Origin of the sequence: Flavobacterium hibisci (assembly GCF_020026925.1) — a bacterium.
Taxonomy (GTDB): domain Bacteria; phylum Bacteroidota; class Bacteroidia; order Flavobacteriales; family Flavobacteriaceae; genus Flavobacterium; species Flavobacterium hibisci.
Map to the genome: position 1 here is coordinate 133,927 of NZ_JAIQDW010000003.1, position 15,350 is coordinate 149,276.

The window sequence follows — 15,350 nt, forward strand, 5'->3', positions numbered from 1 at the left end:
TCCAAAAATGGGAAAAAGGCAAAGAGCCATTAAGTAAGCCAGATGTTGATTACTGGAAAGAAAAATAGAACATATAGTTAATAGGAAGAAAACAGTATTTTAAAAGAAAAAATGCCTCGAATTGGAGGCATTTACTCTAATAACTCAAAACCAGATTTTAGTTTAATATTTGCTGATGAAGCTCCAATCATAACTTCGAAATCTCCTGGTTCAGCATTCCATTCTAATTTATCATTGTAGAAAGAAAGCTTTTCTTTGTCAATTGTAAACTCAATAGTTTTAGATTCTCCGGCCTTTAATTTTACTTTCTGGAAATCTCTTAATTCTAAAATGGGTCTGACAACTGAACCAAATTTGTCTTTAATATATAACTGAACCACTTCTTCTCCAGCCACTTTTCCGACATTTGATAATTGAAATGATACTTTTATGTTTTCATTGCTTTTTATTTTTACTGAAGATAATTTCAAACCTGAATAATCAAATTTTGTATAGCTCAACCCGTAACCAAAAGGAAATTTAGGCGAGTTTTTTAAATCGATATACGAGGAAACATATCCTTTCGCATCTTCATCAGGAGCAGGTCTTCCTGTACTGAAATGATTATAGTAAATTGGAATTTGTCCCACTTCTCTTGGGAAAGTCATTGGCAGTTTTCCAGACGGATTATAATCTCCAAATAAAACATCAGCAATTGCATTTCCTGCTTCGGTTCCTAACCACCAGGTATATAGAATAGCCGGTGCATTATCAGCAGTATAATTAAAAACAAGAGGTCTTCCTGCATTTACTAAAATTACCACAGGTTTTCCGGTCGCAATCATTGCTTTTACCAAATCTTCCTGAACTCCTGGTAAATGCAGATCACTTCTGCTTTTTGCTTCTCCGCTCATATCGTGTTTTTCACCAATACTTAAAATTACCACATCAGCTTGTTTTGCAGTTACAATTGCTTCGGCAAAACCATCTTTATTGTCTCCGGTAACTTCGCAGCCTTTCGCATACAGTAATTTCGTATTCTTACCTACTTTATTTTGCATACCATCCCATTGCGAAACCACCCATTTATTATAATTTACTTCGGGTAATTCTACTGCCCAGAATCCCATATTGGCTTTATATTCCTTGACTATTGGGCCAATGAAGGCAATCGTTTTTAAGTTTTTAGAAAGGGGTAAAGTTTCGTTTTCATTTTTTAGCAAAACAATACTTTTTTTAGCTACATCCAGTGCTGCTTTTCTGTTTTCAGGATTGTTCAGTTCTTTTGTCTCTCTTTTGCCGTCAGAGTATCGGTAAGGATCATCAAATAATCCTAATTCAAATTTCTTGCGCAAAATGCGTTTTACGGCATCATCGATTACATCAACAGAAACTTTTCCTTCCTTAACCAATTCGGCTAAATTATAACGATAGGCATTACTTTCCATATCCATATCGCTTCCTGCGGTAATGGCTGAATAGGCAGCAGCTTTAAGATCTTTAGAATAACCGTGAGCCACCATTTCGCCAATGGATCCCCAGTCAGAAACTACAAAGCCCTGAAAGTTCCATTTTCCTTTTAAGATATCTCTTTGCAAATGTACATTTCCTGTTGCCGGAATGCCGTTTAGGTCATTAAATGAATTCATAAATGTTGCCGCTCCGGCATCTAAAGCCGCTTTAAAAGGAGGGAGGTAAGTTTCCCACAGCATTCTTTCACTCATGTCAACAGAGTTATAATCTCTTCCGCCAGTAGCGGCTCCATATACTGCAAAATGTTTAACACAAGCCATAACCGAGTTTAAATCTCCTAATTTATTCCCCTGAAATCCTTTTACTCTCGCATACGCAATTTTAGAACCCAAGTAAGTATCTTCTCCGGCACCTTCCATTACTCTTCCCCAACGCGGGTCACGCCCAATATCTACCATTGGGGCAAATGTCCAGTGAATACCGCTTGACGCAGCTTCTGTTGCCGCAACCCTTGCTGCTAATTCAATAGCTGCTAAATCCCAGCTTGCCGCTTCTGCCAGCGGAATTGGAAACGTGGTTTTGTATCCGTGAATAACGTCCTGAGCAAATAACAACGGAATTTTAAGACGGGATTGCATTGCCAGCTCCTGATATTGTCTGGTATATTTTGTCCCGATAATATTTAGCATCGAACCAATTAAACCTTGCTTAATTTCGTTTTGCTTGTTTGGATTAATTGTAATTGGCCCGGTTGCCTGATTATCTCCTGTGTACTGATTAAGCTGACCTATTTTTTCTTCCAGTGTCATTTTTTTCAATAAATCATTTACCTTTTGATCTATTGTCTGTTGCTGGGCCATCGCAAAAATGGAAATCATCAACAGGGTCATTGTTGTTATTTTTTTCATGAAATACATTGTTTTATTCTTTGTACTGTCTTGTATATAATTTTTTTTAAGTTTTGAGATTAATTGTTTGTTGTAAATTTTATTCTGATGAAGGAAATAGCAGTTTTTTAATTCACTTCAATATAAACAGGCAAATGGTCCGAAGGATATTTTAAATCTTTTGAATCACTTAAAACGGCATGTTTCTGAATTTTTAATCTGCTATTTTTAGAAACAAATATGTAATCTATTAGTAATGTAACAGGCTCATTATGCTTAAAACCATTAAATGTTCCCGAAGGGCCAAAAGGTTTTTCTTTTGAAACGTCTTGGGTATCATCCATTTCTTTTTTTACTTCTGCAATCTGATTTGTATTGGGTTCTGAATTAAAATCACCCATCAAAAATGCCGGATAATTTTTAGCATTTATCTCTTTCATTTTAGAAAGAATCAGCTGCACTCCTTTCACTCTGGCTTCATTGCCCACATGATCCAGATGTGTATTAAAAACCCAAAATGATTTCTTTGTTTTTAAATCTTTGAAAAGTGCATAGGTGCATATCCTGTTGCATGCGGCATCCCAGCCTTTTGAGACAACATTTGGTGTTTCTGAAAGCCAAAATGTATTTATTTGTTCTACTTTAAAGCGCTCTTTTTTATAATAAATAGTACAGGCTTCACCCGTTTCATTCTCTTCTCTCCCTATTCCAAACTTACTATATTCCGGCAATGCGGAAGCAATATCAACAACCTGACCAGGGGTAGCTTCCTGAACTCCTAAAATGTCGGGACTGTAAAACCGGATTTGAGAAGTAAAATAATCTTTTCGGTTTGGCCATGCATTTTCTCCGTCTGAAGCAACGTCCAAACGGATATTATAACTCATCATTTTTAAATTCTGAGCATAGAATGAAGAGCTTGCAAAAAGAAGCATTAATAACAGAATAACAATGTGTATCTTTTTCATATTAAAAATTTTTATTCTCCAAAGCTACCATTTTAAGCTCTGCTGAAAAAAATCCATCTTTTAAAAAAACGTTAATCATAAGCTTAAAGCTTGTAAATTCTATTTTACTATTTGAATCTTAAGCAGTCTGATTTTAGAATTGGGTTGTTGTTTCATTGTATTTTTTATATGGCTAATGACATAAGGACTAAATAAATAATCAATAAACTAAAGTCTGTATTGCATGTGCAGGTATTTTTACTACTGTTTTTTCAGTTGCCACAATTAAATTATACGTGATTTCATTATCGGTATGATTCATTATGATAGTGGCCATGTTTCCATCTTTATTTAAGAATGAGGTGCTGGACAAATGACTTCTGCTTACCGATGTGCTTACCCTAACAGCATTTGGGCGAATGAATTTAGAAAAATGACCAATATAATAATAAGACGGTGTATAAATTAATTCACCAGTTGTGGTATCAGCATGAATAGGGGCGAAGCAAAAATTACCAACGTGATTTGGTCCGCCAAACTGATCTAATAGAATATTCCAGTCGGTCCAGGCCACGGTTCCGTTATTGAAATCATTAATCATAGAAGTTCCATATCTTTCTGCATTTGGCCAGAACTGATATTTTGAAGCATCAAATCTTTCGATACAACCCTCGGTAAATATTAATTTTTTATCCGGATAGGCTTCATGAACCCTTGCTACATTTTCAAACATCGGCTGTGCACCGGTCCAGGTTTCGTACCAGTGAAAGCCCATTCCCCAAACATATTTTGAAGCTTCGGGATCTGAAAAAATCACATTTGCTCTTTGTACCATTAAATCGCGGTTATGGTCCCATGCAATAATTTTGACATTTCCTAAGCCTTCTTTTTTTAATGTTGGTCCAAGAAAATTTTTCAGGAAATCCCTCTCATCTTCAGCAGTGTACAGGCAGGATTCCCAGGTTTGGGTTGCCATAGGCTCATTTTGTACAGAAGTCGCCCAGATTGGAATACCTTCTTTTTCGTATTCTTTTATAAATTTGGCATACATATTAGCCCAGGGCTGGTAAAATTCCGGCAATAATTTTCCGCCTTTAAGTACACTTTTATTACTTTTCATGAAAGCGTTAGGTGACCAAGGTGTTGCATAGACGGGAATTTTTCCTCCGGCAGCTTTTATGGCTTGTTTGATTAATGGAATTCTAAATTCTTTATCGTGGTCAATAGAAAAAGTTTTTAATTCGGTATCGCCTTCTTTGATATAAGAATAGCTTCCACTGCTAAAATCAGAGCTTTGTATCGTTGTTCTTAGTAATGAATAGCCTATTCCTTTTTGAGTGTCATAATAAGCGTTTAGGAATTCAGTTTGTTTTTCTTTTGAAAGTTTCGCAAATATTTCGGCACTTGCATCTGTAATAGCTCCTCCGATTCCTATAAAGGTCTGAAACCTTTTGGAAGGTTCTACAAAAACTGAAATTTCAGTTTCTACAGGTTGTTTAGAAGGTGTGAATTTTAAATTATCTGTAGGGGTTAACCTTAATTTTGTATTATCAGCAGTGGTGTACACTGTGATGGTTTTATTATTTGTAGTAAATTCTTTTGTCTGCTTTGGTTTTTTCTGTTGTGGATAAACAGAAAAAGATAAACATAAACAAGTAATAACAAAGCCAATTTTTTTCATTGCATATGTTTTAATAATATAAGAATCAGGCATAATGTCCTTTTTTTGAATTCTTTAAAATGATTTTAAAATAGCCCATAATCACTCAAGAATATGGGCTATTCTAACAACCAAACTTAACTTACTTAACTTCAAATGATTCACGATTCAATGAATACATTTTTATTGCAATATTTTATTCTCCCGAATAGTATTAATTGCCTTTTTGTTTTAGAATTTTTAACCTAATAGAAGTAATCAGTGCTTTTTCAGCAATGAACTTTCTTATTAGCCGCTTAGTTACCCCAACCTGGATTTGGCGTCATTTTGCTATTGTTAAGAATTTCTGCAGAAGGAATTGGATATAAGTTATGTTTTTCAGCAAAATTACCATTCTTCTTAAATCCTTGGTTTTTAAGTACTGCTGCAGCATCACCCCAACGAATTAAATCCAAAAATCTGAATCCTTCAAATGCTAATTCTAATCTTCTTTCAGTTTTAATTGCGTCGAGAGTTACAGTTTTAACCGGTAAATCTACCCTGTCACGAACTTTAGTAAAATAGCCTTGTGCAGTTGAAACATTTCCTGCTAAAAGATTCGCTTCTGCTGCCATTAAAAGAACATCTGCATACCTGATTAATCTAATATTTGTTCCATAGTTTAGTTCAGCAACACCCGGACTTGCAACTGTTTCAGACTTTAAGGAACCATATTTAAGTCTGAAATAACCTTCCATTCCCCAAACCGGCGGTGCTTCTGTCCAATCAAGATTTTTATCTACTATCCAGTCTCCGCCATATTTTGTTCTAAGATCGGCAACTGATAATATGCAAGCATTTTTTCTAATGACATCACCTTCTGCATCAAATGCCTGAGCCATTTTGGCTGTTGGATAGTTAAAGCCCCAACCTGGCAGGAGTCCTGAAGTTCCTGTAGTATAGTAATCTCCTCTAGGTCCCATTAACTGCCAGTTGATATTGTTTTCCATTGAACGGTTTCCTCCCCATTGAAAATTACCCCAATCATACCCGGTAATATTATAACCAACTTCAAATAAAGATTCTAAGCCGTATTCAGATTCTTTTAAAAATAATTTGGAATAATCAGGGGCAAGGTCGTACTCAGTTGAAGTTATTACATCCTCAAATGCAGCAGCTGATTCAGGATATTTTTTTTGATATAAATAAGCTTTACCTTTTATCGCCTGCGCTGTCCCTTTTGACATTCTAAAACGCATTTCGGGTGAATATTCACTTTTTTTAGGCAGGTTTGGAATAGCTTCATCTAAATCTTTGTGTATTTGGGCATAGATTTGTTCAGGAGTCGATTTTTCAAGCGCAAACTCAGATGCACCCGGAAGAGCTAATCGTAATGGAACTCCTCCCCACATTGAAACCAATTCAAAATAAAAAAAGGCTCTTAAGGCTTTGGCTTCGGCTATCATCTGAACTTTGGCAGGTGTATCTCCTACGGCTATATTAATAACAGCATTAGCTCTCATAATGCCAAAATACATGGTTTTAAAAGAATGTTCAATTGGTTTGTTTTCAGCTGTATATGAAAAGTCATCCAGTTGTTGGTATGATGGCTGGTCACCATCTGAACCTCCACCTGCGTGTGTTTCGTCTGCCGGAAATGATTTTACAACATACATAGAATTCCAGTCTGTAGTATATGCCCATTGCAGCACATCATAACATGCAAATACGCCTTCCTGAAGTTCTTCTTCGGTTTTGAAATAATCATCAGCAGCCAAAACCCCATACACCGGCTTATCTAAGAAATCGTCTGCACAGGAAATCAGCACAGTTGCTAATCCTGCAAATAATGATATTTTATATATTAATTTTTTCATCGTTGTTTATTTATGTCTTTGAATTAAAATGATACTGATAATCCTGTCATGATACGGCTTGCATTTGGATACAAACCTCTGTCAATACCTTGTGAGTTATTTGAAAAACTTCCTACTTCAGGGTCAATACCTTTGTATTTTGTAAATGTGAAGTAATCATCCAATGAAACGTAAAGTCTCAGGTTGCTCACTTTTATCTGGCTTAATAATTCTGATTTAAAATTATATCCGAATTGGATTTGTTTGATTTTTACATAGGAGGCATCCTGAACCATTAAATCACTTGTATAAATGATTGGATCGCTATAAGATGCTTTTGGAAAGCTGTTCGTACTTCCTTCTCCTGTCCATCTTTCTGTATAAAAGAATGAAGGGCGATTAGAAGCCGGGTTGTCAACTCTCGCCAGTGCTAAGAAGTTTTCTCCTCCAAAAGCACCTTGAGCAAAAATTTTAAGATCAAATCCTTTGTATTCAAAATCTATAGTGGTTGAAACTATTACATCATGGTGAGGGTCGCCAATGTATGTTTTATCCTGATCTGTAATATCACCGTCACCATTCGTATCAACAACTATAGGCGCACCAGGAGTTGGGTTCCATGTAGAAACATTTCCTAAAGCTGTTTTATAAGCGTCAATTTGGGCTTGATTCTGGAAAATACCATCTGTTTTATATCCTCTGAAAAACCAAACCGGTTTTCCTAATTCGAAAGAAGTTACAGTTCCTAATACTGGCAGGTTTGCCCCATCAACTCTTGTAAGCAATGGGTTTAAATACGTAACTTCGTTTTTAATTGTAGTCAGGTTTAAGTTGATTCCGTAGTTGAATTTACGTCCGGATTCTCTCCATCCTGCTTCAATTTCAAATCCTTTGTTGGTTACATCACCTGCATTAGCATAAGGAGCGGCATAACCAGTTGATAAAGGTGGGGATGAAGGAGTTAATAAATCTTTTGTGACTTTTTTATAATAGTCAAAACCAAATGATAATCGATTATTAAAGGCTCGTAGATCAAACCCTAAATCGGTTTGTTCCGTAGTTTCCCAGGTAATGTCTTCGTTAGGTAATGCTTTAAGTTCACCTACAGTATGATAATTGCCTAATGCATCCGGATATTTTAAACCATCTTTGGTAATGAATGCCTGCCATTGGCCTGCAGCAATATTAGATGTAGAACCATTTTGACCCCATGATGCTCTTAATTTTAAATGATTTACAGTTTCAGTTCCCCAAAATGATTCATTAGAGATGATCCAGCCGGCAGATACTGCAGGGAAATATCCGGCACGTTTGTCAGGTGCAAAAAGTGAAGAGTTATCATTTCTTAAAGAAGCCTGAAATAAATATTTATTATCGAATGAATACGTAAGACGTCCAAAATAAGAATTCATGGATGATGGTGTTATATTACCGGATATCGTTCCCGTTACAGGAGTTTCACCAACAGGTGCCCATTGATCCCCTTCCTTAATCATACCAGATGCACGTGTATTCAAATAGCGGTATTCAGTGTCCTGAGCAGACATACCTATCATAGCAGAGAATTCATGCTTACCGATTGTTTTGGTGTAAGTTGCGAAGTTTTCAAATAACCATGTTTTGAAAATTCCCTGATTATAAGTTTTAGAATTCGTAGTGTTTTCTTTAGTAGAATTCCACCATGCTTTTTGAGACCAGTCATCATAATTGTTGAATGCCTGCTCAATTCCGTAACGTGTTGTAAAAACAAATCCTTCAAAAGGTTTGATATTGGCATATACATTACCAATAATTTTGGTTTCCTGGCTTAAGCCATGGTCAATTGCAATTTGTCCAATTGGATTTGCTATTTCTCCATCAATATATTCCGAGATACCATAATATTCTCCGTTTTCATTCTTGATCAGTACTTTACCTGACGCCAATGCATCCTGAACGTGCTGTGGCAACGCTGTTCCGTTAGGATAAAATACTGGTGTCAAAGGATCCATTAACATGGCGTGATTCATGATACCGTTGAAACTGTCATCCTCAGTAAAAGCTTTACGTTTGTTTACCGAAAGAGAGAAATTTTCTCCAACTTCTAAATATTTGCTTACTTTGTGGTTGGAGTTAGCTCTAACGGTTGTACGTTTAAAATTGGTTTTATCTCCTCCAAAAATCCCATCCTGAGTAAAAAAGTTGCCTGAAATTAAAAAAGTCGAAACTTCATTTCCTCCTGCAAGCTGAAGTGTGTGGTGCTGCATTGGTGCTGCATCTTCAGCTGCTTCATCAAGCCAGTCTGTTCCTTTTTTGCCTTCCCAGTCTGCTACATTTGGTCTGTTACCCGGAGGTTTTGTTTCATCAATCCATTTAACGTACTGATCAGCATTCATCATTTCTAATTTTGTTCTCAAAGACTGAAAACCAAATTGATTGCTATAAGTAACTTTCATTGATCCTGCTTTACCTTTTTTAGTTGTAATCATTACAACTCCATTACCTCCGTCAGCTCCATAAATAGCAGCAGATGCAGCATCTTTTAATATTTCTATTTTTTCGATATCATTAGAGTCAAGGAAATCGATGTTACCGGTTCGCATCCCGTCAACCACATAAATAGGGTCTGAGTTACCATTTGATCCTGCTCCACGGATACGAACTTTAGCCCCAGCTCCCGGAGCGCCAGATTGTGCCATAACAGTTACACCGGCAGCTTGCCCTTGCAATACCTGTGTTGACAAACCAACTGATAAAGTGGCAATTTGCTCTGCTTTTATTGAAGATATTGCACCTGTAATACCACTTTTCTTTTGCGTTCCGTATCCTACCACTACAACTTCATTTAAGTTTTGTGATTCAGGCTTTAATCTGATTTCAATTTTAGTTCTTCCATTTACAACCTCTTCTATTGTATTATATCCCACAAAAGATATTGTCAATGTTCCATTAGAAGGAGCATTAATCTGAAACTTTCCATCAAAATCAGATGCAGTTGCTTTGTTAGTACCTTTAATTAAAATTGTTGCTCCCGGGACGGGCAATCCACTTTCATCGTTAATTTTTCCATTTACCGTAATATCCTGAGCGACTGCGATAACTGAAAACAATAAAGACGAAAAACAAAAAAGAAGTAATTTTGTTAATTTCATTTTTCTAAAAATTTTGGTTAATTAATTAGTTATTTGATGCAATGATAAAGTTAAAATTCCAAATTTTTATAATTAAATATCATTACAAAAACACATCAAACTATAAAATTATACTTTACAAAAACACATCATATTAATTTTAAATAATTGATTTACAAATATTTGAAAAACTAGTTGGATTGTTATAATAATGTTAATTATCATAAAAAAACACTACATTTATCAAAACTGAAATAAATCATTAGTATATAGTTTTTATTGTAATTACGTATTTAGCATAAATGTAAAAATTACAATTAAATACATTATTCATAACAAAAGGGTTTAAAAAATATGAAATCGTTAAGTTGTTTTTTGTACACATTTCTATTTCTGCTTGCTTTCAACAGTTTTAGCCAGGTAAAAAACATTGGAACTCCTAATTTTAAAAATTATAAACGAACAGAATATAAAGGAGGAACGCAAAACTGGAGTATCGATCAGGATAAAAATGGCAATATATATTTCGCAAATAATAGCGGATTGATTCAATTTGATGGTTCTACGTGGCGTACATATTTTTTACCAAATAATACTGCAATAAGGAGTTTGAAAATAGATGGTACAGGAAGAATTTTTGTTGGTGGGAACAATGAATTTGGCTATTTTAAATCAGGGAATAAGGGAGATTTGAAATATTACTCACTTTCCAAGCTAATTAGTCCCAAACATGCAAGGGATATAAATTTAATATGGAGAATTCATATTTTTAAAGGAGAAGTAATTTTCCAATCTTTTACTAAAGCACTTTTTTACAAAAACAACAAAATTAAAGTTCTAAATGCACCAAGAAAGTTTCAGTTTTCTTTTGTAGTAAAGAACCGTCTTTACTTTCAGGATAAGGAATTGGGAATTTTAGAATATAAAAATCAAAAATTATATTCTTTAAAAGGCACAAAGGTTCTAAATGATAAAGAGATTTGGGCCATGTTTCCGTTGCCTGACAACAAGATTCTTTTGGCTACCCTCGAAAAAGGCCTTTTTGTTTATGATTTTAACAGCATAACAGAATGGAATAATGAAGCAAATAGTTTTATAAAAAAGAATACTTCTCTTGGCGGAGCAATTATAAAAAATAAATTTATCGTTCTAAATTCTGTTTTAAGTGGTGTAATAATTTGCGATTTGAAAGGAAATATAATTCAGCATCTTAATCGCCAAAAAGGACTTCAAAACAATACGATACTCACTTCATTTGTTGATAATAAAAATAATCTTTGGCTGGGACTTGATAACGGAATAACCTTTATTAATGAAAATTCGCCTTTTACCTATTTTGATTATAGTTATAATATAGGTACAGTTTACGCATCTGTATTGCATCAGAATAAATTGTATGTGGCAACCAATCAGGGGTTATTTTATCATTCCTGGAATACTCCATTTAGTGATGAACCTTTTAACAGGGTCGAGGGAACAATAGCTCAGGCATGGAATATTCAGGTTATAAATAATGTTTTAGTATGTTCCAGCAATAGCGGCGCTTTAGTGATAGAAAATAATAAGGTGTCAAAAATACTGGATACCAGAGGATATTTTGGATTGAAACAGATACCCAGACATCCTGAATATGCCATCGGAGAGCATTATAATGGTTTTTCAATTTTTAAAATTGGATCAGACAGCGCTGAGTTTATAAATCAGGTTCAGGGTTTTGATGAAACCACCAGTACTTTCGAAGTCGAATTGGACAATGATTATGTATGGTTCAGAAAAAGTCCCTACTTATATCAGATGGGACTTTCTGATGATCTGAAGAAATTTGAATCGATAAAAAAACATACCCGGATATCTGTAGTCAATAAAGGAATTGAAAGTGTGCAATTAATTAATAATAAAATTTATTTTCAGACAAAAAATCATTTTTACAGATTTTCTAAAGATCAGGATGATTTTTTTGAAGACAGAAAAATGAGCAGTCTTTTTAAAAATATTCCGCTAATTAATACCTTAATTCAGGATTCTAAAGGAAATTTATGGTATTCATTCAATCAGTCTCTTGGCGTATTAGAAAAATCAGACAATGAAAAATACGTTAGAAAAGAAGCGCCATTCTCTAATTTAACGGGGAATCTGGTCAACAGCTATATATCAATAAACAGAATTGACTCCAAAAATATTTTCATTGGACTAACCGATGGATTAACACACTATGACGCTACAATTCCGAATACATTTATAACAAAACCAACTGCTTTTATAGAAAGTTTTTCTTTTCCGGGAGATACTATTATAACGGGGAATCTAAAAACAATTGACAAACTGTTTAATTTGTCTTATAGTGACAATCGTGTTAAGTTTACTTTTTCTTCGCCTGTGTTCGAAAATCAGGAAAATGTTACTTATTCTTATAAATTAGAACCTTTTGAAGATACCTGGCGCAGCTGGTCTTCTGTTGCAATTAAAGAATATACGAATTTAAGGGAAGGCAATTATACAATGAAATTAAGAGCCAAAAACAGTTTTGGTATAGTTTCAGAAATAGATCAGGTCAAATTTACGATTTCACCTCCATGGTACAGGCATTTTTTAGCTTATATTTCCTATTTGCTTTTAATTTCTGTTGGTATATATGTGATTTCGAACAGGATTAAACTAAAGATCAGAAAAAATAAATACTATGAAACCATTGAGCAAAGACGTTTATACCTGGAAAAGGAATCTAAAATAAGACAGGAGCAGCATGAGCTAGAAAAAGAAATTGAAAAATTAAAAAACGACAAACTTCAAATTAAGATTCTGGCAAAAGACAAAGAGCTGGTAAATAACTCTTTACAGGTCGTAAAGAAAAATAAAACCCTGAATAGCATAATAAGCAAACTAAAAGATATTGATACAAACATATTAGATGATGCCACGAAATCTGAATTTAATAAGCTCCATAAAAGTATTGTAAAAGAAGTAAATACGGATAAAAGCTGGAAAGATTTAGAAAAGCATATTAAGAATGTACATTTTGATTTCCTAAAAAGATTAAAAGAAAAATACCCAACAATTTCTCCCAGAGAATTGGATTTATCAACTTATCTGCTCATGAATATGTCCACTAAAGAAATAGCCGAAATCATGAATATATCCAATGGAGGAGTCGAATTGGCCAGATACCGGTTAAGAAAAAAACTTGGGTTAAATAAAAAAGAAAATCTAATTGGGTTTTTAATGAGTATATAGTGTTATAATCTTGCTTTGTGCGGTTTTATAAGTAAGCAGAACATTCCAACATCCAAAATAAACTTGATTTTGGATGTTTTTTTATGACTATATGTTTCTTTCTTTTTTTAGAAAACACGGTAATTTATTTGTGAAGTAAAATATTTACAAAAATATCGACAGAACATTTGTGAAATTAGTTTTAAAGTCTATTTTTGAGAAAAAATTCTTACTTAATATATTCGCCAAATCACTTATGGGACATTTTTCAGAACAGGTACATATCAGCATAGGGAGCTTTACCCAAAACGTCGTTTATCATAATTTAGAACTGTCACAAAAGATGGCCGATCACCATCATTTTTCTTTTGTTTGGCAATACACAGGAAAGGCGATCATAAACCCTGCAGATCAGGCAAAGGCATTGCGAACGTATCTTGGGGATGAAGTTATCTTTACCTTTAAAAGTCTTACCGGAATCAGGTTGATGAGCAAAGGAATCATAACAGAACTCTCCTCTGTAGATCTTCACGGCAGCCCCGAAGGATTGCATGTCAAAGGGATCAGCCACACTATTGTTCTGGACGATATGAAAAAGTCAAGGACCTACCAGCAAAGGGGCATGAATGATATCGTGCTGGATATTTTAGCAGAAGGTCCGGGAGAATTTACGAAAGAGATGCTATAAAATCCACGTATCTTCAGGAATTCAAATACCTGGCCCAGTACAATGAGACCAATTTTGATTTCTTGAAACGATTGGCCAGCCGATACGGCCAATGGTTTTATTTTGACGGAATGCGGATGCAGTTCGGACAGACCAAAACCAGCAAAATAAAACTCATCAACGGGTCTTCGCTGCATGGATTTAAAATCCAGACCAACATGGCTTCCCATAAAATTTCTTTGGGAGGGTATGATTACAATGGGGCATCCAATATTCGTAATTCGGCAGCAAGAACATCTTCGGGAAGCAAAGACAGTTTTTCTTCCGTTGTAGGGCATAACCAGGGAACCGTTGCCCAAAACGATTTGAACAATGGAGCTTACACCACCAATGCCCAAAGCAGCGAAGAAATCCAGGAAATGGTCAGACTGCAGACCGCAGGCAGCGACGCCAATAGTGTTTATTACAGCGGAATATCTTATTTTCCTTTAGGACTTGGACAGGTTTTCAGCATCATAAACCAGACTGTAGAACACGAACTGATTGTGACAGAAGTAACACACATTTCTCAGGTCCACGGAAACTATTCCTGTAATTTCAAGGCTATTCCGGCAGACGTTGCAGCCCCACATTATACAGACGTACATGTATTTGCCAAAGCCGAAACACAGCCAGCGAAAGTAAAAGACAACAACGATCCGGAAGGATTAGGACGTGTAAAAGTACGGTTCAACTGGGCAGGCGGAAACAATTCAAGTGAGTGGCTACGAATGATACAGCCACATTCAGGTTCCGGAAAAGGATTTTACTTTATTCCTGAAATCGGTGAAGAAGTTTTAGTAGGTTTTGAAGGCGACAATGCACAGAATCCGTATGTTTTGGGAACACAGTATAACGGAAGCCAATCCAGCGGTTATGCAGATGGTCAGAATAATGTAAAAGCGATCCACACACGTTCGGGAATCAAATTTATTTTGAACGACGGAGAGGGAAGTATTTTGATTGAAGATCCGAGTGGTAATACCTGGAAAATGGATGGTCAGGGAAATATTGCTGTTAATGCGCGAAAGAATTTGACTTTGAATGCTGGTGAGAATGTTAGCATTAAGGCAGGTAAAAATGTATCTGTCAGTGCAGGTGAGGATGTTGAAATTGAGGCAAGTAAAGATATAGTACAGGCAGCAGGAAATGACCTAACACAAAATGCCGGTGGAGATATAATAGAAAGTTCTAATAACAAAACAGAAATCATCGAACAGACATATATTCGAAGTTCATTAGAATCGACGCATCATGCCGAAGAAGTAACAATTTTTAGTACTAAAGAAAATATGCTTTTAGAAAGTACTAATAAAACGGTAGAAATAAATAGTGTCGAAAAATCAAATTTCTTTTAATAAACAATAATTATGGCAATTAATAAAACAGCAAAGAATTTAAAAGTAATAATAAAAAATACACACACGAGTTTTTCAGGTACTATGCACGAAACTGCTGAAAAAATAGTAATAGTGGCAACAAAAGAAAATTTGACATTAATTTCAGGAAAAAAGATAAACATTAAAGGTAATAAATCTTAATA

Annotated in this window: 9 protein-coding genes; 4 read left to right on the forward strand and 5 right to left on the reverse strand. The window is 35.0% G+C overall.

Annotated features, from left to right (window positions below; translation table 11 throughout):
* Window positions 1-131: 131 nt before the first annotated feature.
* The 5 genes from K8B81_RS04610 to K8B81_RS04630 all read right to left on the reverse strand — a co-directional run bounded on the left by K8B81_RS04610 (window position 132) and on the right by K8B81_RS04630 (window position 9,912).
* Entirely contained in the window at window positions 132-2,360 is a 2,229-nt protein-coding gene (locus tag K8B81_RS04610; RefSeq protein WP_223679293.1) for a glycoside hydrolase family 3 N-terminal domain-containing protein, read from the reverse strand.
* A 107-nt stretch (window positions 2,361-2,467) separates the two neighbouring features.
* Window positions 2,468-3,307 (reverse strand): endonuclease/exonuclease/phosphatase family protein, encoded by an 840-nt coding sequence (locus K8B81_RS04615; protein WP_223679294.1) that lies wholly within the window; start codon window positions 3,305-3,307, stop codon window positions 2,468-2,470.
* 199 nt (window positions 3,308-3,506) lie between these two features.
* Window positions 3,507-4,967 carry a glycoside hydrolase family 30 protein gene (locus K8B81_RS04620; RefSeq protein WP_223679296.1) on the reverse strand — a complete coding sequence of 487 codons (1,461 nt, stop codon included), beginning with the start codon at window positions 4,965-4,967 and terminating at the stop codon, window positions 3,507-3,509.
* A 275-nt stretch (window positions 4,968-5,242) separates the two neighbouring features.
* Window positions 5,243-6,802, reverse strand: coding sequence for a RagB/SusD family nutrient uptake outer membrane protein (locus K8B81_RS04625; protein WP_223679298.1), 1,560 nt, complete (start codon window positions 6,800-6,802; stop codon window positions 5,243-5,245).
* Between the two features lie 23 nt (window positions 6,803-6,825).
* Complete coding sequence (locus K8B81_RS04630) at window positions 6,826-9,912, reverse strand: SusC/RagA family TonB-linked outer membrane protein (RefSeq protein ID WP_223679300.1); 3,087 nt, start codon at window positions 9,910-9,912, stop codon at window positions 6,826-6,828.
* Between the two features lie 333 nt (window positions 9,913-10,245).
* Here K8B81_RS04630 and K8B81_RS04635 point away from each other — a divergent pair, with 333 nt between their 5' ends.
* The 4 genes from K8B81_RS04635 to K8B81_RS04650 all read left to right on the forward strand — a co-directional run bounded on the left by K8B81_RS04635 (window position 10,246) and on the right by K8B81_RS04650 (window position 15,348).
* Window positions 10,246-13,122 carry a helix-turn-helix and ligand-binding sensor domain-containing protein gene (locus K8B81_RS04635; RefSeq protein ID WP_223679301.1) on the forward strand — a complete coding sequence of 959 codons (2,877 nt, stop codon included), beginning with the start codon at window positions 10,246-10,248 and terminating at the stop codon, window positions 13,120-13,122.
* Between the two features lie 322 nt (window positions 13,123-13,444).
* Window positions 13,445-13,789: a hypothetical protein gene (locus tag K8B81_RS04640; RefSeq protein WP_223679303.1), complete on the forward strand. Its 345-nt coding sequence runs from the start codon at window positions 13,445-13,447 to the stop codon at window positions 13,787-13,789.
* A gap of 29 nt (window positions 13,790-13,818) precedes the next feature.
* The gene (locus K8B81_RS04645) at window positions 13,819-15,165 is read left to right on the forward strand and encodes a type VI secretion system Vgr family protein (RefSeq protein ID WP_262902682.1); all 1,347 of its coding nucleotides are present in this window, start codon (window positions 13,819-13,821) and stop codon (window positions 15,163-15,165) included.
* Window positions 15,166-15,177: 12 nt separating this feature from the next.
* Window positions 15,178-15,348 carry a hypothetical protein gene (locus K8B81_RS04650; protein WP_223679305.1) on the forward strand — a complete coding sequence of 57 codons (171 nt, stop codon included), beginning with the start codon at window positions 15,178-15,180 and terminating at the stop codon, window positions 15,346-15,348.
* Window positions 15,349-15,350 lie beyond the last annotated feature (2 nt).